General features: G+C 72.8%; 18 protein-coding genes and 2 pseudogenes. 14 read left to right on the top strand and 6 right to left on the bottom strand.

What is annotated here, in order from left to right:
- Nucleotides 1-55 precede the first annotated feature (55 nt).
- A complete protein-coding gene (locus tag ABFY07_RS37565; protein ID WP_346178778.1) occupies nucleotides 56-1,573 on the bottom strand; it encodes an MFS transporter in 1,518 nt (505 codons plus the stop codon).
- Nucleotides 1,574-1,701: 128 nt separating this feature from the next.
- Here ABFY07_RS37565 and ABFY07_RS37560 point away from each other — a divergent pair, with 128 nt between their 5' ends.
- Complete coding sequence (locus tag ABFY07_RS37560; protein ID WP_346178777.1) at nucleotides 1,702-2,637, top strand: LysR family transcriptional regulator; 936 nt, start codon at nucleotides 1,702-1,704, stop codon at nucleotides 2,635-2,637.
- A 33-nt stretch (nucleotides 2,638-2,670) separates the two neighbouring features.
- On the opposite strand, the gene ABFY07_RS37555 is transcribed toward ABFY07_RS37560, so the two are convergent.
- The gene (locus tag ABFY07_RS37555; RefSeq protein ID WP_346178776.1) at nucleotides 2,671-3,183 is read right to left on the bottom strand and encodes an ATP-binding protein; all 513 of its coding nucleotides are present in this window, start codon (nucleotides 3,181-3,183) and stop codon (nucleotides 2,671-2,673) included.
- A 126-nt stretch (nucleotides 3,184-3,309) separates the two neighbouring features.
- Here ABFY07_RS37555 and ABFY07_RS37550 point away from each other — a divergent pair, with 126 nt between their 5' ends.
- Both ABFY07_RS37550 and ABFY07_RS37545 read left to right on the top strand, forming a co-directional pair.
- The gene (locus ABFY07_RS37550; protein WP_346178775.1) at nucleotides 3,310-4,161 is read left to right on the top strand and encodes a helix-turn-helix domain-containing protein; all 852 of its coding nucleotides are present in this window, start codon (nucleotides 3,310-3,312) and stop codon (nucleotides 4,159-4,161) included.
- 11 nt (nucleotides 4,162-4,172) lie between these two features.
- Nucleotides 4,173-4,364, top strand: a complete 192-nt coding sequence (locus ABFY07_RS37545; RefSeq protein WP_065961129.1) for a DUF397 domain-containing protein — start codon at nucleotides 4,173-4,175, stop codon at nucleotides 4,362-4,364.
- Nucleotides 4,365-4,449: 85 nt separating this feature from the next.
- Here the strand turns inward: ABFY07_RS37545 and ABFY07_RS37540 are convergent, their stop codons facing one another.
- Nucleotides 4,450-6,258, bottom strand: coding sequence for a bifunctional metallophosphatase/5'-nucleotidase (locus ABFY07_RS37540; protein ID WP_065961128.1), 1,809 nt, complete (start codon nucleotides 6,256-6,258; stop codon nucleotides 4,450-4,452).
- Nucleotides 6,259-6,785: 527 nt separating this feature from the next.
- Between ABFY07_RS37540 and mshD the strand changes: the two genes are divergently transcribed.
- The 7 genes and pseudogenes from mshD to ABFY07_RS37510 all read left to right on the top strand — a co-directional run bounded on the left by mshD (nucleotide 6,786) and on the right by ABFY07_RS37510 (nucleotide 13,885).
- Nucleotides 6,786-7,721, top strand: a complete 936-nt coding sequence (gene mshD, locus ABFY07_RS37535; RefSeq protein ID WP_346178774.1) for a mycothiol synthase — start codon at nucleotides 6,786-6,788, stop codon at nucleotides 7,719-7,721.
- A gap of 382 nt (nucleotides 7,722-8,103) precedes the next feature.
- Complete coding sequence (locus ABFY07_RS37530; RefSeq protein WP_346178773.1) at nucleotides 8,104-10,362, top strand: RNA degradosome polyphosphate kinase; 2,259 nt, start codon at nucleotides 8,104-8,106, stop codon at nucleotides 10,360-10,362.
- A gap of 85 nt (nucleotides 10,363-10,447) precedes the next feature.
- Nucleotides 10,448-10,804, top strand: a pseudogene (locus ABFY07_RS43305) (CHAD domain-containing protein); the annotation flags it as partial.
- Between the two features lie 186 nt (nucleotides 10,805-10,990).
- The gene (locus tag ABFY07_RS37525) at nucleotides 10,991-12,160 is read left to right on the top strand and encodes a CHAD domain-containing protein (protein ID WP_428837075.1); all 1,170 of its coding nucleotides are present in this window, start codon (nucleotides 10,991-10,993) and stop codon (nucleotides 12,158-12,160) included.
- A gap of 81 nt (nucleotides 12,161-12,241) precedes the next feature.
- Nucleotides 12,242-12,793 (top strand): NUDIX hydrolase, encoded by a 552-nt coding sequence (locus tag ABFY07_RS37520; protein ID WP_346178771.1) that lies wholly within the window; start codon nucleotides 12,242-12,244, stop codon nucleotides 12,791-12,793.
- Nucleotides 12,794-12,929: 136 nt separating this feature from the next.
- On the top strand, nucleotides 12,930-13,361 hold the full coding sequence (locus tag ABFY07_RS37515; RefSeq protein WP_346178770.1) for an Hsp20/alpha crystallin family protein: 432 nt from the start codon (nucleotides 12,930-12,932) through the stop codon (nucleotides 13,359-13,361).
- A 47-nt stretch (nucleotides 13,362-13,408) separates the two neighbouring features.
- On the top strand, nucleotides 13,409-13,885 hold the full coding sequence (locus ABFY07_RS37510; RefSeq protein WP_346178769.1) for a DUF2267 domain-containing protein: 477 nt from the start codon (nucleotides 13,409-13,411) through the stop codon (nucleotides 13,883-13,885).
- Between the two features lie 234 nt (nucleotides 13,886-14,119).
- Here ABFY07_RS37510 and ABFY07_RS37505 read toward each other — a convergent pair whose 3' ends face one another.
- Nucleotides 14,120-15,157 (bottom strand): aldo/keto reductase, encoded by a 1,038-nt coding sequence (locus ABFY07_RS37505; protein WP_346178768.1) that lies wholly within the window; start codon nucleotides 15,155-15,157, stop codon nucleotides 14,120-14,122.
- 161 nt (nucleotides 15,158-15,318) lie between these two features.
- Between ABFY07_RS37505 and ABFY07_RS37500 the strand changes: the two genes are divergently transcribed.
- Nucleotides 15,319-16,167, top strand: coding sequence for a helix-turn-helix transcriptional regulator (locus tag ABFY07_RS37500; protein WP_346178767.1), 849 nt, complete (start codon nucleotides 15,319-15,321; stop codon nucleotides 16,165-16,167).
- A 315-nt stretch (nucleotides 16,168-16,482) separates the two neighbouring features.
- Here ABFY07_RS37500 and ABFY07_RS37495 read toward each other — a convergent pair whose 3' ends face one another.
- Nucleotides 16,483-17,763 carry an ROK family transcriptional regulator gene (locus ABFY07_RS37495; RefSeq protein WP_346178766.1) on the bottom strand — a complete coding sequence of 427 codons (1,281 nt, stop codon included), beginning with the start codon at nucleotides 17,761-17,763 and terminating at the stop codon, nucleotides 16,483-16,485.
- Between the two features lie 300 nt (nucleotides 17,764-18,063).
- Between ABFY07_RS37495 and ABFY07_RS37490 the strand changes: the two are divergent.
- Nucleotides 18,064-19,398, top strand: a pseudogene (locus tag ABFY07_RS37490) (APC family permease); the annotation flags it as partial.
- 304 nt (nucleotides 19,399-19,702) lie between these two features.
- Here the strand turns inward: ABFY07_RS37490 and ABFY07_RS37485 are convergent.
- Nucleotides 19,703-20,545, bottom strand: coding sequence for a class I SAM-dependent methyltransferase (locus ABFY07_RS37485; protein ID WP_346178764.1), 843 nt, complete (start codon nucleotides 20,543-20,545; stop codon nucleotides 19,703-19,705).
- 328 nt (nucleotides 20,546-20,873) lie between these two features.
- Here ABFY07_RS37485 and mshA point away from each other — a divergent pair, with 328 nt between their 5' ends.
- Together mshA and ABFY07_RS37475 are read left to right on the top strand one after the other, a co-directional pair.
- Entirely contained in the window at nucleotides 20,874-22,235 is a 1,362-nt protein-coding gene (gene mshA / locus ABFY07_RS37480; protein WP_346178763.1) for a D-inositol-3-phosphate glycosyltransferase, read from the top strand.
- Nucleotides 22,228-22,749 carry a type III secretion system chaperone family protein gene (locus tag ABFY07_RS37475; protein WP_065961111.1) on the top strand — a complete coding sequence of 174 codons (522 nt, stop codon included), beginning with the start codon at nucleotides 22,228-22,230 and terminating at the stop codon, nucleotides 22,747-22,749. The genes mshA and ABFY07_RS37475 overlap by 8 nt, the downstream gene beginning before the upstream one ends.
- Nucleotides 22,750-22,796 lie beyond the last annotated feature (47 nt).

Raw genomic sequence — 22,796 nt, 5'->3', positions numbered from 1 at the left:
TGTCAGGTGTGCCGGTGGTTTTGCGGGTGTCAGGTGTGCCGGCGCTTTGTGGCTGTCAGGTGCGGCTGCGGGCCGGTTCCGGCTCGCGCTGGGGCGTGTGGTCCTGCCGGGGGAGCAGCAGCGGGGTCGCCAGCAGCAGTACGCCGGCCAGGCCGATGGCCGTGCGCGGGCCGAGCAGACCGCCCAGCACGCCCCAGACGGCCGTCAGGAGCGCGGTCGAGGCCTTGGTCGTCACCGCCCACGCGGAGAGCGTACGGGTGACCCGGTCGGTCGGGGTTCGTTCGAGGCGGTAGGTGGCGTAGACGGGGTTGAAGACCCCGCAGCAGAAGATGAGCCCGAGCTCGACCCCCATCACCAGCAGCAGCCCCCCGGTGCCGGGCCCCGTGAAGGCGAGGCCGACGGACCAGAGCGCGCGCAGCGTCCCGACCACCACCAGGACCTGATGCTGCCCGTACCAGGTGACGAGCGGCCGGGCCAGCCGCGAACCGAGCAGCCCGCCGATCGAGGGCGCGGCGAAGGCGAGGCCGTACTGCCACGGTTCGAACCCGAGCCGGCCGAGCATCAGGACGGCCATCAGCGGCTGGGCGGCCATCACCAGGGCGTTGAACAGGGTCGTGTTGAAGAACAGCGGGCGCAGCGCCGCGTCGGCGAGTATGTACCGCCAGCCGTCGAGCAGGTCCCCGGCCCGCAGGCGCGCGGCCTCCCGCCGCTCGGGCGCGGCCTCCCGCCGCTCCGGCGCCGCCTCCCGGTGCTCGGGCGCGGCGTCCCGGTGCTCGGGCGTCGCCTTCCGCCGCTCCGACGTCGCCTCCCGCCGCTCTGGCGTCGCCTTCCGCCGCTCCGACGTCGCCTCCCGCCGCTCGGGCGCGGCCTCCCGCCGCTCCGACGTCGCCTCCCGCCGCTCGGGCGCGGCCTCCCGCCGCTCCGGCGCCGCCTCCCGGTGCTCGGGCGCGGCGCCCCGGTGCTCGGGCGTCGCCTCCCGCCGCTCGGGCGGCGGCTCTTGCCCGCCCGTCGCGCGGATGCCGAGCGCGGAGAGCAGATAGCTGACCGCGTCGGCCACCACCGTCGCCACCGGACCGAGGAGCCCGATCGCCGCGCCGCCCAGCGGCGGGCCGATGATCGTGGTCGTCCAGGTCGTGGACTCGAGCCGGGCGTTGGCGACGAGCAGGTCCTCGGCCGGCAGCAGTGTCTTCAGGTACGCGCCCGAGGCGGCGCGGAAGGTGATGTCGGCCGCCGCGACGACCACCGACACCAGCAGGAGCTGGAGGAAGGTGAGCGTGCCGAGCGCGTACGCGGCGGGGATCGTCAGCAGCGCCGCGAACCGCACCAGGTCCATCGCGATCAGCACCGGCCGCTTGCGGCGGAACTCCACCCACGGGCCGAGCGGCACCGCCACGGCCGCGCCCACCGCGGCCCCCACGGAGGAGAGCGCGGCGACCTCGGCCGGTCCGGCGTGCAGCACCTGGATGGCGATCAGCGGGAACGCGCCGAAGGCCAGCCACGTGCCGAGCGCGCTGGTCCCGTACGCTCCCCAGAGCCAGCCGAACCGCCGCCCCAACCGATGCCCGCTTCCCATGCGCCCCTCGCCTTCACCCGCACAACCGATCCGCGATCGGAAGCATCAAAGCGAGCGCCATAGCGCGGGATCAAACAACCACGAGGCCGTCCCGCCACAACCAGTGGTTGTATCCGTAGGGTGTCCGCATGGACCTCGACACCGTCCGGACCTTCGTCGCCGCCGCCGAGGCGGGGCAGTTCCAGGAGGCCGCCGCCGAGCTGGCGGTCACCCAGCAGGCCGTCTCCAAGCGGATCGCCGCGCTGGAGCGCGACCTCGGCGTGCGGCTGTTCACCCGCACGCCGCGCGGTGCCGAGCTCACCATCGACGGGCAGGCGTTCCTGCCCCACGCCCGGGAGCTGCTGCGCGCCGCCGAGCGTGCCGTCGCGTCCGTACGGACCGGCCGCCGGCCCCTGCGCGTCGACGTGATCGCCTCGCGCGGCGCGGCGACGGGTCTGATGCGCGGCTTCCACCGCTCACACCCCGAGATCGACCTCGACGTGGTGATGCTCTTCGACATTGAGACGGCCATCTCCGCCCTCCGCTCCGGCGCGATCGACGCGTCCTTCCGCGCCGTCGCCGCACCCGGCAGGCCCCTTCCCGAGGACATCGACTCCGTCCGGGTGCTCGACGAGCCGCTCCAGCTCCTCACCGGCCCCGGCCACGCGCTCGCCTCCGCCCGCTCGGTGACCGTTGCCCAGCTCGTCGGACACCGGATCTGGATGCCCGGCATCGTCCCCGGTACGGAATGGGCCGCGTACTACGACGACCTCGTCGCCGAGTTCGGCCTCACCATCGAGGCGACCGGCCCCAACTTCGGCTCCGACGTGCTCATCGACACCGTCGCCGACACCCCGGCCCTGGCCACCTTCATGAGCGAGCAGACCCGCCTCGTCTGGCCCGCCGGCCACGGCCTGCGCCGCATCCCCGTCACCGACCCGACGCCCGTCTACCCGCACTCCCTCCTCTGGCACCGCGACAACCCCCACCCCGCCCTGCCCACCCTCCGCGCCCACCTCGCCACCACCGTCACCGGCCACGACGCGCCCGGGACCTGGAGGCCGGACTGGGTGCTTCCGCGCTGAACGGTCGTAGTACTCGGTGCGTGCCACAGCGAATCAGGCTGCGATGTCGAACGAGCTGCGCAGCGGGGTGAGCTCGAACCACAGGAGCTTTCCGCTGATGCCGAAGAGATCGTCGGCGAGCGGGTAGCCACCCCAGTTGTCCGCGCAGAGCCGGACGATGAGCAGGCCACGGCCGTGGGTGTCGTCGGCCTTGGCGGCGGCTTCGGCGAGGGCGGTGAGGCGGTCGAGACGGCCGGGCGGGGTGTCGAAGGGCGCGGGGATGGTCGGGTTGGTGTCCCAGATGCTGACCCGGAGGCGGCTCTCACAGAGATGGCGCAGGCGCAGTTGGGCGGGGCCGTCGGAGTGGCGGATGGCGTTGGTCACCAGCTCGCTGGTGAGCAGTTCGGCGGTCTCGGCCAGCTCGGCCATGCCGTGGCCGGAGAGGACCGCGCGAAGGGTGACCCGCGCGATACGGGCGGCACGGGGGTCGTTGGGGAGCCGGAGGGTGTACGTCCACGGCTGGTCGGACGGCGCCGAGTCGGTCTCCTGTGGGGATACGGTGGCCATGCGAGTCTCCCTCGGTCGGGTGGAGTTGAGTGGCTTGGCTCACACGGTAGGGCAAGTGATGTTAGATCTAACAGCGATCTGGCGTTATAGCTCACGATTCAACTCGTGTGGGTGATGGGGAGACGGATGGCTACGAGCAACAACCCGACGATCAAGTCCCGCCGCCTGGGTGCCGAACTGCGCAAGTTGCGTGAGCGTGCGGGCTTGTCCTCTACAGCAGCAGCCGCCCTCCTGGGCGTTCAGCAGGCTCGCGTGAGCATGATCGAAGCGGGTCGTTATTCGGTGAGCGGCGATCGGGTTCGGGCGATGGCCAGGAGTTACGGCTGTGTCGATCACGAACTGGCCGATGCTCTGGCCGACATGACAGGTGGACGCTCTCGGGGTTGGTGGGACGAGTACCGGGAGCACCTCCCGGCGAGCTTCGCGGACATGGCCGAGCTGGAACATCGGGCGCGCGGACTGCGCGTCGCGCTGGTCATCCACATTCCAGGCCTCCTCCAGACGGTGGACTACGCCCGTGCGGTGATCGGGGAGGTGGCTCCACCGTTGCGGGCCTACGAAGTGGAGCATCGGTTGTCGCATCGGATGAAGAGGCAGGCGATTCTCTATGGGGACAACCCGGTGCCGTACACGGCACTCATTCATGAAGCCGCTCTCAGGATGGAGTTCGGAGGGCAGGCTACTGTCCGTGCACAGCTCGAACACCTCATCGCGATGAGCGAGATGGACACCGTCACCGTTCGGGTGATTCCGTTCGCCGGCGGGACCTTCCCCGGTACTGGGCAGTCGTTCGACTACGTGCTCGGCCCCGTGCCGCAACTCGACACAGTCCAGCTCGACTCCGCTCAGGGAACCCAGTTCATGGACGCCGAACCGGAGTTGGCCAAGTACCGGGCCGTTCTGAAACGGATGGAGGCGACCGCGCTCGATCCGGCGGCGTCCCGGGACTTCATTCATGGCATTGTCCGCAGCATGTGAAAGGTAAAAGCATGTCCACGTACTTGTGGCGTAAGTCCTCCTACAGCGGCGACGCGGGTAACTGCGTGAACGTCGCCGCTTCCGACGGCGTCATCGTCCTGCGCGAGAGCGACGACCCCGAGACCATCCTGAGCACAACCCCCGCCGCTCTGCGCGACTTCATACGTGGCGCCAAGGCGGGCCGTCTCGACCACGTCAGATAGCGGCGGCACACGCGACGCGGCCCGGCGCCACCGGAGGTCGATGGGGGGCCGGGCCGGGTCCGTGGGGCTCAGCGCGCTCGGGGCGTTACCGCACGATCTTGATGCGGTCCGCCGCCGGGGGTGCCAGGGGCGCGGAGGCGGAGGAGTGCGCGGTGAGGTAGGCCGTGAAGGCCTCCAGGTCGGAGGCGCCGACCAGCTTGTTCTTGCCCTCCTTGAAGGCGGGGAAGCCGTCGCCGCCACCGGCGAGGAACTCGTTCATCGCGACGCGGTAGGTCTTGGCCGGGTCGATGGCCTCCCCGTTCAGCTTCACCGAGTCGGCGACGACGCGGTCGGCGCCGGTCTTGGTGAGGTCGAGGGTGTAGGTGAGGCCCCGGGAGACCTGGAGGATCTTGGGGGAGGCCTGGTTGGAGCCGCTGACCTGCTGCTTCAGGGCGGTGATGAGCTGATCGCCGGTGAGGTCGATGACGTTCATCATGTTAGTGAAGGGCTGCACCGTGAACGCCTCGCCGTACGTGACGACCCCGTCCCCCTCGCTGCCCGACGCCGCGTAGGCGAGGTCGGAGCGGATGCCGCCGGGGTTCATGAGGGCGAGCTGGGCGCCGCCCTTGTCGGCGGGGGAGAGCGCTTCGAGCTGGGCATCGGCGATGACGTCGCCGAGCGGGGACTCGTACGCCGTGGAGCCGCGCCCCGGGATCTCGGCGGAGACGTAGCCGACGGGCTTGTTCGCGATCGGCGCGGCCAGCTTGTTCCAGCGGCCGATGAGGGAGGTCATGTCGGCGGCCTTGGGCTGCTGCCGGTCGACGACATGGTTGGCCGACTTCACCTTCGTACGGACGATGTCGCCGGTGCGGCGGTCGTAGGTGAGGGTGGTGTCGGTGTAGAGGCGGCCGAAGGAGGCGGCGGAGGTGACGGTGCGCGGGGTGCCGGAGGGGTCCGGGATGGTGCACGCGTACGCCTGGTGGGTGTGACCGGTGACCAGGGCGTCGACCTTCGGGGTGACGTTCTTGGCGATGTCGACGATCGGGCCGGAGATGCCGGAGCCCGGGCCGCCGCTGTCGCAGTCGTAGTTGTACGAGGAGGAGGCCGGGAGCCCGCCCTCGTGGATGAGCGCGACGATCGACTTGACGCCCTTGCGGTTGAGCTCCTTGGCGTACTTGTTGATCGTCTCGACCTCGTCGTGGAACTTGAGGCCCTTGACGCCCTCGGCGGTGACGATGTTGGGGGTGCCTTCGAGCGTGACGCCGATGAAGCCGATCTTGACGCCGTTGTGCTTCCAGACGGTGTACGGCTTCAGGATGGGCTTGCCGGTCTTCTCGTCGGTGACGTTCGCGGCGAGGTAGGGGAAGTCGGCGCCGGGGAAGGTCTTGCCGTCCTCGTAGCAGCCGTCCTTGGGGTGGCAGCCGCCGTTCTGGATGCGGGTCAGCTCGGCGCGGCCCTCGTCGAACTCGTGGTTGCCGACGGCCGTGACGTCCAGGTCGAGCTTGTTGAGCGCCTCGATGGTCGGCTCGTCGTGGAAGAGGCCGGACAGCAGCGGGCTCGCGCCGATCATGTCGCCGCCGGCGGCGGTGACGGAGTACGGGTGGCCCTTGCGTGCGGTGCGCAGCGCGCTCGCGAGGTATTCGACGCCGCCCGCCGGGACGGCCTTGGTGGTGCCGTCCGGCTGGGTCTCGGTGACGGTGCCGGAGGAGCCCTGCGGGGGCTCCAGGTTGCCGTGGAGGTCGTTGAACGACAGCAATTGCACATCGACCGTGCGGGCTGGGTGCGGCTTCGCGGGGGCGCTTGGGTCCGCGCCCGCCGGGCCGGCGGCGGACATGATCCCGGCCGCGGCCGCCAGCACGGCCGCCGCGGCGGTCAACCGGCGGGCTGCGCGGGGCCGTTGAGCTATCCCTGGCATGGGGTCCCCTCTGTACGGGTCTGTGCAACGGTTCTGTGCGATGGTCGAGCGACGGCGGCAGCATACGGTCAACGCGCGTAGCGGGGCAGGGGGCTCGGGGTTACGAGCTGATTGCGCGTGGACAACCGGCGGGGTGGGGGCGCAGCCGGGTGGGGTGGGGGCGCAGCCGGGACCGGGTGGGGTGGGGCGCAGCCGGGTGGGGTGGGGCGCAGCCGGGTGGGGAGGGGGCGCAACCGGGTGGGGAGGGGGTAACCGCCGGGGGTAAGCGGCGGGGGCGGCCGACGGGGGTTAGCGGCGGGGCAGTCGGCGGGGGCGGCCGGTGGGGACTGTCGGCGGGGGCGGCCGGTGGGGACTGCCGGTGGGGGCAGTCGGTGGGGGCAGTCGGCGGGGCGTAGCCGGCGGGCCTACCCGGGGCAGGGGCTCACCCGTTCGGCCGTACGGCGGGGCGCCGCCCCCGGGAGGGTGCGCGAGGTCGGGGCGTGCGTGTGGGGCCTGTCCGGTCAGGGCCGGGCCGTAGGCTCGGGACCATGAATGACGTGCTGAACGAGGCGGCCGGCGCCCGCCGGATCGATGTCCTCGACGAGGTGACGCCCGCCGTGGCGCAGGACGTGCTGCGGCTCGTCGCGGAGTCCGCGCGCACGGACGGGCAGCAGGCCGTGTCCGAGCAGGGGCGGCTCCAGCTGCGGGGGCGGCGGGAGGGCGTGCGCCACCTGCTGCTGCGCGAGGAGCCGGGCGGGGAACTCGTGGGGTACGCGCAGCTGGAGGACACCGACCCGGTGGAGGCCCCGGCCGCCGAACTGGTCGTACACCCGGCGCACCGCGGGCAGGGCCACGGGCGGGCGCTCGGCGTGACGCTGCTGCGCGAGTCGGGCAAGCGGCTGCGGGTGTGGGCGCACGGCGGGCACTCCTCGGCGCGCCATCTCGCGCAGGTGCTGGGGCTGACCCTGTTCCGGGAGCTGCGGCAGATGCGTCGGCCGCTGGACCCGCTGGACACCCTGGACATCCCCGAGCCCGTGCTGCCGGAGGGCGTGACCGTACGGACCTTCCGGCCGGGCGAGGACGAGGACGCCTGGGTGGCGGCGAACGCGGCGGCCTTCGCCCACCACCCCGAGCAGGGCTCGCTGAACCGGCGCGACCTGGAGGACCGGATGGGGGAGCCGTGGTTCGACCCCGAGGGCTTCTTCCTGGCCGAGCGGGGCGGGGAGATCGTCGGCTTCCACTGGACGAAGGTGCACGCGCAGGAGCGGCTGGGCGAGGTGTACGTGGTGGGGGTGCGGCCCGATGCCCAGGGCGGCGGACTCGGACGGTCGCTCACCGCGATCGGGCTGCGGCACCTGGCGGGCCGCGGGCTGCCGACCGCGATGCTGTACGTGGACGCCGACAATTTCCCCGCCGTCGCCGTATACGGGCGGCTGGGCTTTACGACGTACGAGACGGATCTCATGTATCGCACGGAGACGTGACGGGGACCTGAACGGAGACGTGACGGAGATCTGAACGGAGATGTGACGGGGACCTGACGGCGGGCCGGGGAGCTGCACGGCCGGGCCGGGGGAGCTGCGCGGTCGGCCCGGGGCGCTGCGCGGGGAACTGCGGGGGCGGCCCGGAGAACTGCGCAGTCGGCCCGGCGGAGGCCCGCCGACGGTAACGCGGTCGGCCGTGACGCCTGCGAGATGGATCCCGATTTCCTACGCGCCATGTCTCCGTTACCGGCGATTCAAACTCGGTTGCGAGCATCGCTGAATGCAGCCCGCCGTGCCGACCCCCTCGAACCGGAGGCTCCGTGCCGCTCCAGCACAGTCTCCGGGGACGCCGTTCCCGCCCTCGGCGCGGAACAATGAGGACATGAACCACTCCAGCGGTCAGGCATCCGTCCACGCGCAGCCCCACCCGCAGCCGCAGCCCCAGCCCTCGGTCGGTTCCATCGCGGCGCACCGGCCGCACGCCGTCGCCGCGCCGCCGGTCCGCAACCTGGACCCGGACCTGGACGGCGACCTGGACGCGTACGAAGTGGACGGCGTGGACGTGGACGGGGAGGAGCTTCCCCAGGGGCGGTTCCTGGACCGTGAGCGGAGCTGGCTGGCGTTCAACGAGCGGGTGCTGGAGCTCGCCGAGGACCCGAACACGCCGCTGCTGGAGCGGGCGAACTTCCTCGCGATCTTCGCCAGCAACCTGGACGAGTTCTTCATGGTGCGGGTGGCGGGCCTCAAGCGGCGCATCGCCACCGGCGTCGCCACCCGCTCCGCCTCCGGGCTGCAGCCCCGCGAGGTCCTGGACCTGATCTGGACCCGGTCGCGCGAGCTCATGGCCCGGCACGCGGCCTGCTACCAGCAGGACGTCGCCCCCGCGCTCGCCGACGAGGGCATACACCTGATCCGCTGGCCCGACCTCACCGAGGACGAGCAGTCCCGCCTCTTCACGCTCTTCCGCCAGCAGATCTTCCCGGTCCTCACCCCCCTCGCGGTGGACCCGGCGCACCCCTTCCCCTACATCTCCGGGCTCTCCCTCAACCTCGCGGTCGTGGTGCGCAACCCGGTCAGCGGCCATGACCACTTCGCACGTGTGAAGGTCCCACCGCTGCTCTCGCGGTTCCTGGAGGCATCCCCGCAGCGGTACGTGCCGCTGGAGGACGTCATCGCGGCGCACCTGGAGGAGCTGTTCCCCGGCATGGAGGTGCTGGCGCACCACATGTTCCGGGTGACCCGCAACGAGGACCTGGAGGTCGAGGAGGACGACGCGGAGAACTTGCTCCAGGCGCTGGAGAAGGAGCTGCTGCGGCGCCGCTTCGGGCCGCCGGTGCGCCTGGAGGTCGAGGAGTCCATCGACCCGTACGTGCTCGACCTGCTGGTGCGCGAACTGAAGGTCTCCGAGGCCGAGGTCTATCCGCTGCCGGGCCCGCTGGACCTGACCGGGCTGTTCGGCATAGCCGCGCTGGACCGGCCGGAGCTGAAGTACCCGAAGTTCGTGGCCGGCACCCACCGGGACCTCGCCGAGGTCGAGTCCGCCTCCGCGCCCGACATCTTCGCCGCGCTGCGCGAGCGGGACGTGCTGCTGCACCACCCGTACGACTCCTTCTCCACCTCCGTGCAGGCCTTCCTGGAGCAGGCGGCCGCCGACCCCGACGTGCTCGCGATCAAGCAGACGCTCTACCGCACCTCCGGCAAGTCGCCGATCGTCGACGCGCTCATCGACGCCGCCGAGTCCGGCAAGCAGGTGCTGGTCCTCGTCGAGATCAAGGCCCGCTTCGACGAGCAGGCCAACATCAAGTGGGCGCGCAAGCTGGAGGAGGCCGGCTGCCACGTGGTCTACGGCCTGGTCGGCCTCAAGACCCACTGCAAGCTGTCGCTGGTGGTCCGCCAGGAGGGCGACACGCTGCGCCGCTACTGCCACGTCGGTACCGGCAACTACCACCCGAAGACGGCGCGGCTGTACGAGGACCTGGGGCTGCTGACCGCCGACCCGAAGGTCGGCACCGACCTGTCCGACCTGTTCAACCGGCTGAGCGGCTACTCCCGGCGGGAGAACTACCAGCGGCTGCTGGTCGCCCCCAGGTCGCTGCGCGACGGGCTGATCACCCGGATCAACCGGGAGGTCACCCACCACCGGGCGGGGCGGCCCGCGTATGTGCGGATCAAGGTCAACTCGATGGTCGACGAGGCCATCGTGGACGCGCTCTACCGGGCCTCACGGGCCGGCGTGCCGGTGGACGTGTGGGTGCGGGGCATCTGCGCGCTGCGGCCGGGGGTCCCCGGGCTCTCGGAGAACATCCGGGTCCGCTCGGTCCTGGGCCGGTTCCTGGAGCATTCGCGCGTCTTCGCGTTCGGGAACGGCGGGGAGGCCGAGGTGTGGCTCGGCAGCGCCGACATGATGCACCGCAATCTGGACCGCCGGATCGAGGCGCTGGTCCGGGTCACCGACCCCGCCCACCGCGCCTCCCTCAACCGGCTGCTGGAGACCGGCATGTCCGACTCCACCGCCTCCTGGCACCTGGGCCCGGACGGCGAGTGGACGCGGCACGCGACGGACGCCGAAGGACAGCCGCTGCGGAACGTACAGGAAATGCTCATAGACGCCCGGAGGCGACGGCGTGGTACAGCGACATGATCTGTCGTCGCCGGTCGGGGTTACGGGGGCCGGCCGGTCGCACGGTGCTCTACCCGCCGCTGCCCTCGGCCCTGGGGGGTACGACATGACGGACGGTGTGATGGGGGCCGACATGGCGACGGCCGGGCCGGCGCTCGCGACGGCGACGGCGGGCGACGCGCTGTCCTGGTACTTGAACGCCCAGGCCGGGGACTTCCTGCGGAGCCTGCGGCAGCAGCGGGACAGCGGGGTGGACGCCGAGGAGGCGGCCGAGGCCGCCCGGCTGATGCGCCGCTGCGCGCGGCGCATCAGCGGCGTGCTGTGGGTCTACCGCCCGCTCACCGACACCGCCTGGGCCGACCACCTCCGCTCCGAGCTGGCGTGGCTGTCCGGCACGCTCGCGCTGGAGCACGCGTACGCGGCGCGCCTGACCCGGCTGCGCGGCGCCCTGCACCGGCTCTCGGGCGCCGGCGCCCCGGCGGACACGGCGGACGCGGCGGACGCGGCGGGGGGTGCGCCGGGGGGTGCGCCGGGGACGCCTGGCATGGCGGGGCGCGGGACGGTGGGGGACGCGCCGGTCCAGCGCCCCTCCCGCGTGGCACGCCGCAGCGTCTCGCTGACGGCCGACGCCCCGCAGGACCCGCCCGGTATGCCTCCCGGTACGCCTAGCCCTGGCCCGTCTGGTACGCCTGGCCCGCGCGGCAGCGATGCGGCGAGCGGCACGGCGGAGGCGGGGCAGGCGGGGCAGAGGGGGCAGGCGGGCCAGAGGGGGCAGGTGGGGCAGGCGGCGGACGCCGCGGTCCGGCCGGCGGGCGGGCCGGGGGCCCTGGGGCCCGAGCGGCAGGGGCAGCCCGTACAGCAGGAACAGCCCGAGCGGCGGGAACAGCGCGAGCAGCGGGAACAGTACGTACAGCAGGAACAGCCCGTACAGCAGGAACAGCCCGAGCGGCGGGAACAGTACGTACAGCAGGAACAGCCCGAGCGGCGGGAACAGCACGTACAGCAGGAACAGCAGGAACAGCACGAGCGGCTCGACCCCGGCGCGGCCACGCCGCGTGGCGACCGGACGCACCAGCGGCCGGGCGGCGGCGCGGGTGCGCGGCAGGGCGGCGGCGCGGACGAGGCCCGGGGCGGGGTTCTGACCGTCGGGGCCGCACGGGCCGGGGCGCTCCTGGAGCGCCAGCTCACCCTCGCGCGGACCCGCGCGCACACCGCGGCCCTGCAGGCGCTTGGCTCCTCGCGCTTCCACGCGGTCGCTGACGCGGTCGCGCTCCTGGCCTCCGAGGTCCCTCTCGACGAGGCCGCCGCGGCCCGCCCCGCCGAGTTGGCGCTGCCGCCGCTCGCGGAGCTGGCGCAGCGGCGGCTGGCCGAGGCGGTCGAGGCGCTGCCGCTGGGGCGGGCCGGGCATCCGTACAACGCGGAGGCGCTGATCCACGGTCTCGCCGCCACCCCGGCCGCCGACGCCCCGCCCGCCAGCGAGCGGCAGGACGCGCCCTGGCACCAGGTGCGGCGGCTGCTGCGCCTGCGGCGTTACGCCCTGGAGGTGCTCGACGCGGGGGACCGGCCGGACGGCAGTGGACCGGCGGAGGCCGCCCCCTCACTGTCGGTGCGGCTGCTGGCCGCCGGGCAGGCCCTCGAGCGGCACCGGGACGCGGCCGAGGCGGCGGCCGCCGCGGCCGCCGCGGCCCGGACCCCGCGGATCGCCCCTGCCACCGCCTACGCCCTCGGCGTGCTGCACGCCGACCAACGACATGAGGTCGAGGCCGCCCGCTTCGCCTTCGGCCGGATCTGGCAGCGGACGCTGTCCTCGGCGTCCTAGGCGTCTCAGGGGCTCTCGGTGCCTTAGGCGTTCTCGGCGCATCGGCGTGCTGGTGCCGGGCCGTGACAGGGAGGTCCGCGCATGGCTGGGAAACCGGTGATCCGCGCGGCCGGCTGCGTCCTCTGGCGGCGCTCCGCCCGCGACGGCCGACCGGAGATCGCGCTCGTCCACCGACCGCGATACGACGACTGGTCGCACCCGAAAGGCAAGCTCAAGCGGGGCGAAAACGCGCTGCGCTGCGCGGTGCGCGAGGTGGGGGAGGAGACCGGGGTGCGCTGTGTCCCCGGGCCCGAGCTGCCCACCGTCCGCTATCCGGTCAAGGGCCGGCCCAAGGAGGTCCGTTACTGGGCGGCTGAGGCGGTCCCCGGCTACCCCGATGAGCCCGGTGAGCCCGATGAGCCCGATGAGCCCGACGATGGATTCACCCCCAACATTCCTAATATTCCTGATGCCCCCAGCATCCCCAACATCCTCAATATCCCCAACGTCCCCAACATCCCCAACGTCCCCAACATCCCCAACGATGAGGTCGACCAGCTCGTCTGGCTGCCCCCGGAAGAGGCCCGCGAGCGGCTGACCCATGCCCACGACCGGGCGCTCGTCGACGCATTCCTGGACGCGATTACGACCTGACCCTCGGCAGTCACAACCTGACTCTCTCGGCCTGGGGGACAACCTGAGTCCCTTGTTGTCAATTTTCTTCGAGAGAGCTATATAAGAAGACGTAGGGCATCGCACTCAGTGCACCAGACGGAAGGAGTGACCTGTGATGCTCATGCGTACCGATCCGTTCCGGGAGTTCGACCGGCTCGCCCAGCAGATGTTCGGCAGCGCCACCGCGACCCGGCCCGCGGCCCTCCAGATGGACGCCTACCGCCAGGGCGACGAGTTCGTGGTGATGTTCGACCTCCCCGGCGTCGACCCCGAGAGCATCGACATCGATGTCGAGCGGAACGTCCTCACCGTCCGCGCCGAGCGCCGCTCCATGACCCCCGAGGGCGCCGAGACGATCGCCGCCGAGCGCCCGACGGGCACCTACAGCCGACAGCTCTTCCTCGGCGACTCCCTCGACACCGAGCGCGTGGACGCCTCGTACGACGCGGGCGTGCTCACGCTGCGCATCCCGGTCGCGGAGGAGGCCAAGCCCCGCAAGATCCAGATCACGGGCGGCGGCTCCGGGCCCAAGCAGATCAGCGGCTGACCCACGCATGGTGGCCCCGGGCCGGCCGAACGGCCCGGGGCCCCGCCGTGGTCAGCAAGACCGGCAGGATCACCAGGCTCAGCAGCATCACCAGGCTCAGCAGGAAAGGAATGCACGCGATGCGGTGGAGCGAACTCGTGGAGCAGGTGCGCGAGCGCGGCCAGTACGCCACCGGCGAGGAAGCCGAACGGATCACCCGGACCGTTCTGACGGCCCTCGGCGGCCATCTGACCGGGCCCGAGCGGGCGGAGCTGGCCCACCGGCTGCCGCGTGAGGCGGCCGCCGCCCTGGCCGGGCCCATCCCGCCGACGCTCGCGCCGGCCGCCTCCGAGTTCGTCGACGCCGTCGCGGCGCGCCTGGGCGGGGCCACCTCCGCCACCGCGCGCTGGGACGTGAGTTCGGTCCTGGGCGCGGTGGCGGAGATGGCCGGGGACGAGCTGCTCGACCGGCTGCTCAGCCGACTGCCCTCCGGCTACGGCCTGCTCTTCGGCCGCGCAGAGCTGCTCCCGGCCGGCCACGTCTGAGTCACGCTCTGACCCGACTTCCGCCCCCTCTGACCCGACTTCCGCCCCCTCTGACCCGACTTCCGCCCCCTCTGGCCCGGCTTCCGAACCACCCTCTGACCCGACGCCTCTGACCCGACCGAACCACCCTCTGAACCGACGTCTGAACCACCCTCTGACCCAACTCCTGGAAGTACTTTCTGGAACTGCCTTCTGAACCGCCCTCCCCCTCGGGGCCCGAGGCTGCTGGGGGTCTCAGGCCCCGGCCCGCCGCCGGCGCTGCGCCTTGTCGACCAGCGCCGGCGGCTCGTAGTAGCTGTCCGCCCGGTTCAGGTCCGTGCCCGGTGGCACGATCTCGTCGATGCGGTCCAGGACGTCCTCGCTCAGCTCCACGTCCGCCCCCGCGAGCAGGTCATCGAGCTGCTCCATCGTGCGCGGCCCGATGATCACCGAGGTGACGGCCGGGTGGGACCGTACGAACGCGACCGCCAGGTGAGGCAGCGAGAGCCCGGCGTCGGAGGCCAGCTCGGCGAGCCGGCCGACAGCCTCCAGCTTGCGCGCGTTCTCCGGAAGCGAGGGGTCGAACTTGTGCCGCTCGAGGGCCGAGCGGCCGCCGGTCAGGTCGATGTCGGAGCGCTTGGTGTAGCGGCCGGAGAGCCAGCCCGCGGACAGGGGTCCCCAGGTCAGCACCCCCATCCCGTACTGCCGCGCGGTCGGCAGCACCGCCGCCTCGACCGAGCGCGCCAGGATCGAGTACGGCGGCTGCTCGCTGCGGAAGCGGACGTGGCCGCGCCGCTCGGAGGTCCAGTGGGCCTCCACGATCTGCTCCGCCGGGAAGGTGGAGCAGCCGACGGCCCGCACCTTGCCCGCCCGGACCAGGTCGGACAGGACCGACAGGGTCTCGTCGATGTCCGTCGCCGGGTCGGGCCGGTGGATCTGGTACAGGTCGATGTAGTCCGTGCCGAGGCGGCGCAGGCTGTTCTCGATCTCGCGGGTGATCCAGCGCCGGGAGTTGCCGCCGTGGTTGGCGTCCGGGCCCATGGAGTTGAAGACCTTGGTCGCCAGGACGACGTCCTCGCGGCGCCCCTTGAGCGCCTTGCCGACGATCTCCTCGGACTCGCCGGCGGAGTAGATGTCGGCGGTGTCGACGAAGTTGATGCCCGTGTCCAGGGCGCGGTGGATGATCCGCACCGACTCGTCGTGGTCCCGGTTGCCCCAGGCGCCGAACATCATCGTGCCCAGGGCGTATTCGCTGACCGAGATGCCGGTGCCGCCGAGGATCCTGCGCTTCATGGGGGTTCCGCCTTACGTGCGTCATGTGGTTTCGGTGGGGTGCGGTCCCAGCTTTCGGCCGGCGGGGCCGGGCACCAGGCCCGGCTCGACCTGGGTCTGGCAGAACCACCTGGACGGACGGGCTTCCGGGGGGCTGTCGCGGATACGCGGATAATGGAGCGATGGGTGATGCGGAGCCGGAGATCAAGGCGTTCCTGAGGGCACGGCGGGCGGCGCTCAACCCCGCCGAGCTGGGGCTGCCCGACGGGCTCGTACGGCGCCGGGTGCGGGGGCTGCGCCGCGAGGAGGTCGCGCAGCTGGCCGGGATCAGCGTCGACTACTACACCCGCATCGAGCAGGGCCGCGCCCCCGCCATCTCGGACTCGGTGGTGGACGCCCTCGCGCGGGCGCTCCGGCTGACGCCGTCCGAGCACACGTACCTGCGCAACATCACGCTGCCCCGGCGGGAGCGGCCCGTGGACCCCGGGCCCCGGCCGCGCGTGCGGCCCGAGGTGCGGCTGCTGCTGGAGGCCATGGACGAGACGGTGCCCGCCTTCGTCTTCGGGCCGGGTGCGGACGTGCTGGCCTGGAATCTGCTGGGCGGCCGGGTGTGCTTCGACCTTGCCGCGCTCCCGGAGCGGGAGCGTAACTCGGCCCTGCTGGTCTTCCTCCACCCGGAAGCCAAGGCCCTCCACCCGGAGTGGGACAAGGTCGCCGACGAGACGGTGGCGGGCCTGCGGGCGGAGGCCGGGCGCCACCCCGGCAACGTCCGGGTGTGCCAGGTCGTCCGGGAGCTGCTGGAGCGGAGCGATGATTTCCGGCGGCGGTGGGAGGCGCAGGCCGTGCGGGAGCGGACCGGCGGTACGAAACGGATTCGGCATCCGGTGGCGGGGGAGCTGGTGCTGACGTACGAGGCGTTCGTGCTGCCCTCCGACCCCGGCCAGGTGCTGTGCACCTACACGGCGGAGAAGGGCTCCTCGACGGCCGGGGCCCTGCGGGCGCTGGCGCGCGACACGGTGCCGGTGGGATAGCGGGCGCTGCCCGCCCTCCGGGCGCCCCCTCGCTCCGGGCGTCCCCCTCGCGTCGCCGGCGCCGCCGACGGGCAGCAGCTCACGGCGTCGCCACGCTGCCCGTGCTCCGGGTATTCCCCTCGGGTCGTCCCCCCTCGGGTCGTCCCCCCTCGGGTCATCCCCCCCCTCGGGTCGTCCCCCCCTCGGGTCGTCCCCCCCCTCGGGTCGTCCCCCCCTCGGGTCATCCCCCCCCTCGGGTCCTCCCCCCTCGGGTCCCCCCCTCGGGTCGTCCCCCTCGGGTCGCCCGCTGCCCGTGCTCCGGGCGTCCCCCTCGCGCTACCCGCCGCCCTCCCGGGTGCGGGTGAACACCTGCTCCCTGGCCGCCTCCAGGCCCGTGGCCACCGCGCCCAGCAGCACCGCGTTCTCACCGAGGGCGCTCGCCGCCACCCTCGGCCGCAGCGGCCCGATCCGCTGCAGGGTCAGCTCCACGGTCCGCAGCAGCAGGTCGGCGCTGTGGCCGACCCCGCCGCCCAGCACCACCAGGTCCGGGTCGAGCACGGCCGCGACGGCGGCGATCACATGGGCCAGCCGCTCGGCCTCCTGCCGTACGGCCTCCAGCGCGGGCGCGACGCCGTCGCGGGCCGCGTCGAAGACGGCCTTGGCGGTCAGCGGCTCGGACCTGGTCCCGGACATGCCGAGCTCCCGGGCGGCCCGTACGACCGCCTCGGCCGCGACGGCGCCCTCCAGACCCTGTTGTCCCTCAAGGCCCTGTCCCTTAAGGCCCTGTCCCTTAAGGCCCTGTCCCTTAAGGCCCTGTCCCTTAAGGCCCCTGGGGCCGTACGGATCGGGCCCGCCCACCCGGGGCAGCAGCGGCAGGAAGCCGATCTCCCCGGCCGCCCCGTGGGCGCCGGTGAACAGACGTCCGTCCGCGACCACGCCCATGCCCAGGCCCGTGCCGACCAGCACGTACACGAAGAGCCTGCTGCCCCGGCCGGCGCCGAAGGTGTACTCGCCGAGCGCCGCCAGGTTGGCGTCGTTGTGCACCGACAGGGGAGTGCCCAGCTCCTCGCGCATCCGGTCGAGGAGCCCCGCGCGCCCCCATCCGGGCAGATTGCCGGCGTACCGGACCCGCCGCCGCTCCGGGTCGTACACGCCGGGGGCGCCGACGACGGTGTGCGCCACCAGGGCCGGGTCCACCCCGGCGTCGGCGACGACCCGGCGGGCCGCGGCGATGGCGAGGTCCGCCATGGCGGCGGCGCTGCGGCCGCGGTTGCGCACCTCGGCGCGCGCGACGACGGTGCCGTCCAGGTCGGCGGCGGCCACCCGCAGCCAGGCCCGGCCGATGTCCAGGCCGAGGACGTAGCCGGCGGTCGGGTCCGGCTCGTACAGCACGGCGACCCGGCCCCGCTCCGGCGGCGCCTGCCGACCCGCCTCGCGCACCAGCCCGGCCTCTTCGAGGGCGGCCAGGGCGCTGGAGACCGTGGGCTTGGACAGGCCCGTGGCGCGGGCGAGCTGGGCCCGGGAGGCGGGTCCTTCGGCGCGCAGCCGGGCCAGCAGTAGGCGTTCGTTGTTACTGCGCAGCCGCTGCCGGTTCCAGGGTTCGGACTCTTGACTCATCAAGTAAGGCTCCTTAACTTAATCACACTCGCACGGCGAGCCAGGGAGGTCCAGATGGCCGGAGGGCCGGCGACCGGCAAGACCCCGCCGACCGGCAAGACCCCGCCGGACGGCGGGAGCGGCGAGGACAGCGCAGACGGCGGGGACGGGGGAAACCGCGGGAGCGGCGGGGGCGGCGGGGGCAGCGAAAACCGCAAGAACAGCAAGAACAGCAAGAACAGCAAGGGTGGCGAAACCAGGGGCGGCGACGGCACCGGCTTCGTCCGCCGCATCGGGTTGTTCCAGGCCACGGCCATCAACATGAGCCAGATGTGCGGCATCGGGCCGTTCGTTACCATCCCGCTGATGGTCGCCGCCTTCGGCGGCCCGCAGGCCGTCATCGGCTTTCTCGCGGGCGCGCTGCTGGCGCTGGCGGACGGGCTGATCTGGGCGGAGCTCGGCGCCTCGCTGCCGGGCGCTGGGGGCAGTTACGTCTATCTGCGCCAGGCCTTCCAGTACCGCACCGGCAAGCTGATGCCCTTCCTGTTCGTCTGGACAGCGATGCTGTTCATCCCGCTGATCATGTCCACCGGCGTGGTCGGCCTCGTGCAGTACCTCGGGTATCTGTGGCACGGCATGACGCAGACGCAGGGCGATCTGGTCGGGCTCGGCGTCATCGCCCTCGTCGTGGCGCTGCTGTGGCGCGGCGTGGAGCACATCGCCAGGATCACCGCAGTGATGTGGGGCGTGATGATCGCCGCCGTGGTGCTGGTGATCAGCGCGGCGTTCGGCGACTTCGACGCGGACAAGGCGTTCACCTACCCCGCGCACGCCTTCGACCTGGGGTCCGGCCAGTTCTGGACCGGCTTCGCGGCGGGGCTGACCATCGGCATCTACGACTACCTGGGCTACAACACCGCCGCGTACATGGGCGCCGAGATCAAGGACCCCGGCCGCACCCTGCCGCGCGCGATCGTCACCTCGATCGTCGGCATCATGGGCATCTACCTGCTGCTGCAGATCGGGACCCTCGGCGTCATCGACTGGCACCAGATGCTCGACCCCCATTCCGTGGCGTCCCAGTCCGTCGCCTCCGCCGTCCTGGAGGAGACCTGGGGGAAGGGCGCGGCCGACGTCGTCACCGTCCTCATCCTGGTCACGGCCTTCGCGTCCGTCTTCGCGGGGCTGCTCGGCGGCTCCCGCGTCCCGTACGACGCCGCCCGCGAGCGGGTCTTCTTCCGCCCGTACGGCAGGCTCCACCCGCGCCACCGCTTCCCCGTGCTCGGTCTGGCCACGATGGGCGTGGTCACCGCCGTCGGCTTCCTCATTGGCCGCCACACCGACCTGGCCACGCTCATCCAGCTGCTCACCACCGTGATGGTCATCGTGCAGGCGTTGGCGCAGGTGCTGGCCGTGACGGTGCTGCGCCGCCGGCAGCCGGGGCTGCGGCGGCCGTACCGGATGTGGCTGTATCCGGTGCCGAGCGTCGTAGCGCTCGTCGGCTGGCTGGTGATCTATGGCTACGCGGACCGGAACGCGCCCGGCCGGCACCCCATCGAGTGGTCGCTGACCTGGGTCGGGGCGGGGTGTGTGGCGTTCCTGCTGTGGGCCCGGTTCGAGAAGGTGTGGCCGTTCGGGCCGAAGGAGATCAGCGAGGGGATCAGCGGGGAGGTCGGCGGGGAGGTCGGCGAGGGGATCAGCGGGGAGGTCGGCGGGGAGGTCGGCGGGGAGGTCGGCGAGGGGATCAGCGGGGAGGTCGGCGGGGAGGTCGGCGAGGGGATCAGCGGGGAGGTCGGCGGGGAGGTCGGCGGGGAGGTCGGCGAGGGGATCAGCGGGGAGGTCGGCGGGGAGGTCGACGTAGAGACCAGCGAGGAGGTCGGCGGGGAGGTCGGCGAGGAGACCAGCGAGGAGGCCGGCGCAGAGACCAGCGAAGAGACCAGCGAAGAGACCAGCGAGGGGATCAGCGAGGAGTCTCTGCGCGGGGCCGACCCGGCCGCGGGCGGGGCGCCAGTGCCTCCCAGCGCACGGTGACCTCGCCCTGGCGCCAGCGCCGGGGGCCGTCCACGAGCGGCCAGCCGGCGGCGCGCAGCGCCTGGGCGCTGCGTATCCAGCGCTGGCGCGCGCTGAGCGCCGCGTAGGGGGCTGCGGCCGCCCAGGCGCGGTCGAAGTCGCGCAGGAAGGTGTGCACCGGCTCGCCCGGCACATTGCGGTGGATGAGCGCCTTCGGCAGCCGTTCGGCCAGGTCGGAGGGGCGGTCCAGGGAGCCGAGCCGCGCCGCGAAGGTCACAGTGCGCGGGCCGCGCGGGGTGAGGGCGACCCATACGTGCCGCCGCCCGATCTCGTCGCAGGTACCCTCCACCAGCAGCCCGCCCGGCGCCAGCCGCGCGCACAGCCGCCGCCACACGTCGGCGACCTCGCCCTCCTCGTACTGGCGCAGCACATTGGCCGCCCGGATCAGCGCGGGCCGCGCGCCGTCCGGCAGCGGCACCTCGAAGCCGCCGTGCGCGAAGTCCAGGCCCTCCCGCCGGTACGGGCGGGCGGCGGCGACGCGGCCGGGGTCGATCTCGACCCCGACGACCCGGGCGTCCGGCCGCACGGTACGCAGCCTGCCCAGCAGCTCCACGGCGGTCCACGGCGCGGCCCCGTACCCCAGGTCGACGGCGATGGGGGCCTCGGCGCGGCGCAGCGCGGGGCCGTGGGCGGCGGCGATCCACCGATCCATGCGGCGCAGCCGGTTGGGATTGGTGGTCCCCCGGGTCGCCGAGCCGATGGGCCGACCCGGCGGAGGTACACGGGCAGACATGCGCCGAGCGTAACCCCGGGCGGAAGAACGTCACGCTTTGGCAAAGCGGAAATGGGAACTAGAGGTTCCGGTGTTGAGGGGTTGGCGGCGCGCGTCCGGATTCCGCTACCCGAATCCGGATTCCGCCACCAGAGCTACCCGAGGTACCCGAGCCACCCGAGCTACCCGAGTCCGGCCCCGTCGGACCCGAGCCCGACCCACGTCGGACCCCAGTCCGACCCACGTCGGACCCGAGCCCGACCCACGTCGGACCCGAGCCCGACCCATGTTCGACCCCACGTTCGACCCGAGCCCGACCCGAGTCCGTCCCGGCAAGGAGGATCGCGCGGTGAGCCAGCACATATCCCGGCTCGGCGGCCTGCGAGGCCGTTCCCATGGGGCCTTCGGCGGCCCGCACCACCAGCGCCTGCGACGAGCCGGCCGCCGGCCGCGCAGGATAGCGATGCTCAGCGTCCACACCTCGCCGCTGCACCAGCCCGGCACCGGCGACGCGGGGGGCATGAACGTCTACATCGTGGAGCTCGCCAGGCGGCTGGCCGCCCTCGACATCGAGGTGGAGATCTTCACCCGCGCGACCACCGGTGCCCTCCCGCCCACCGTCGAGCTCACGCCCGGGGTGCTCGTACGGCATGTGGACGCCGGCCCGTACGAGGGGCTGGCCAAGGAGGACCTCCCGGCCCAGCTCTGTGCCTTCACTCACGGGGTCATGGGGGCCTGGGCGGGCCACCGCCCCGGCTACTACGACCTCGTCCACTCCCACTACTGGCTCTCCGGCCACGTCGGCTGGCTGGCCGCCCAGCGCTGGGGCGTGCCGCTCGTCCACGCCATGCACACCATGGCCAAGGTCAAGAACGCCGCGCTCGCGGCGGGCGACACCCCTGAGCCCGCCGCCCGCGTGATCGGCGAGGAGCAGATCGTCGGGGCCGCCGACCGGCTCATCGCCAACACCGCCGAGGAGGCGGAGGAGCTGGTGCGCCACTACGGCGCGGACCCCGAGCTGGTCGCCGTGGTCCACCCCGGGGTGAACCTCGACCGCTTCCGCCCCGCCGACGGCCGCGCCGCCGCCCGCGCCCGCCTGGGCCTGCCGCCCGACGCGCTGATCCCCCTCTTCGCGGGGCGCATCCAGCCGCTGAAGGCGCCCGACATCCTGCTGCGCGCCGTCGCCCATCTGCTGGACGAGGACCCGGGCCTGCGTGAGCGGATCGTCGTCCCGGTGGTCGGCGGGCCCAGCGGCAGCGGCCTGGCGAAGCCGGAGGAGCTGCACAAGCTCGCGGCGCGGCTCGGGGTGAGCGATGTCGTCCGCTTCCGCCCGCCCTGCGCCCAGGACGAGCTCGCGGACTGGTACCGGGCGGCGTCCGTGCTGGTCATGCCCTCCTACAGCGAGTCCTTCGGGCTGGTCGCGGTGGAGGCGCAGGCCTGCGGTACCCCGGTGGTCGCCGCCGAGGTGGGCGGGCTGCCGGTGGCCGTACGGGACGGGCACAGCGGCATCCTGGTGCCCGGCCACAACCCCGCCGACTACGCCCGCGCGCTGCGCCGCCTCGCCGACGACCCCGCGCTGCTGAAACGTTTGGGCATCGGCGCCGCCCACCACGCCGAGCGCTTCGGCTGGGACAAGGCGGCCACGGCGACGGCGGACGTCTACGCGGAGGCGATGCGCGGCTACCGTCGCCTACGATCGGTTCATGGGTGACGCCGAGGCCAGGAACGAGGCCACCGCCGCAGAAGCCGCCAGGGCCGTGATCGAGCAGACGCTGCGCGACGCCGAGCTGGAGTGGGAGAACCCGTCCGACGGCACATACGTCGTCACGCTGCCCGGCACCCGCAAGCTCTCCACCACCTGCTCGCTGCGGCTCGGCCGGCACTCGCTGTCCGTCAACGCCTTCGTCGTCCGCCGCCCGGACGAGAACCACGAGGCCGTGCACCGCTGGCTGCTGGAGCGCAACACCCGCCTGTACGGGATGAGTTACGCGATCGACCAGCTCGGCGACATCTACCTGGTGGGGCGGCTGCCGCTGGCGGCGGTCACGCCGGAGGAGCTGGACCGGGTGCTCGGCACGGTGCTGGAGAACGCCGACGGCAGCTTCAACACGCTGCTGGAGATGGGATTCGCCAGCGCGATCCGCAAGGAGTACGCGTGGCGCACGGCGCGCGGGGAGTCCACGCGGAACCTGGAGGCGTTCGCCCATCTGACCCGGGACGCGTGAGGCCCGGGGCGCGTGAGGCCCGGGAGGCGTGAGCGCCACGCCGGCTG

This window comes from Streptomyces sparsogenes subsp. cuspidosporus, assembly GCF_039532705.1.
Taxonomy (GTDB): Bacteria; Actinomycetota; Actinomycetes; order Streptomycetales; family Streptomycetaceae; genus Streptomyces; species Streptomyces sparsogenes.
This window is presented reverse-complemented; position numbering and strand designations above follow the sequence as displayed.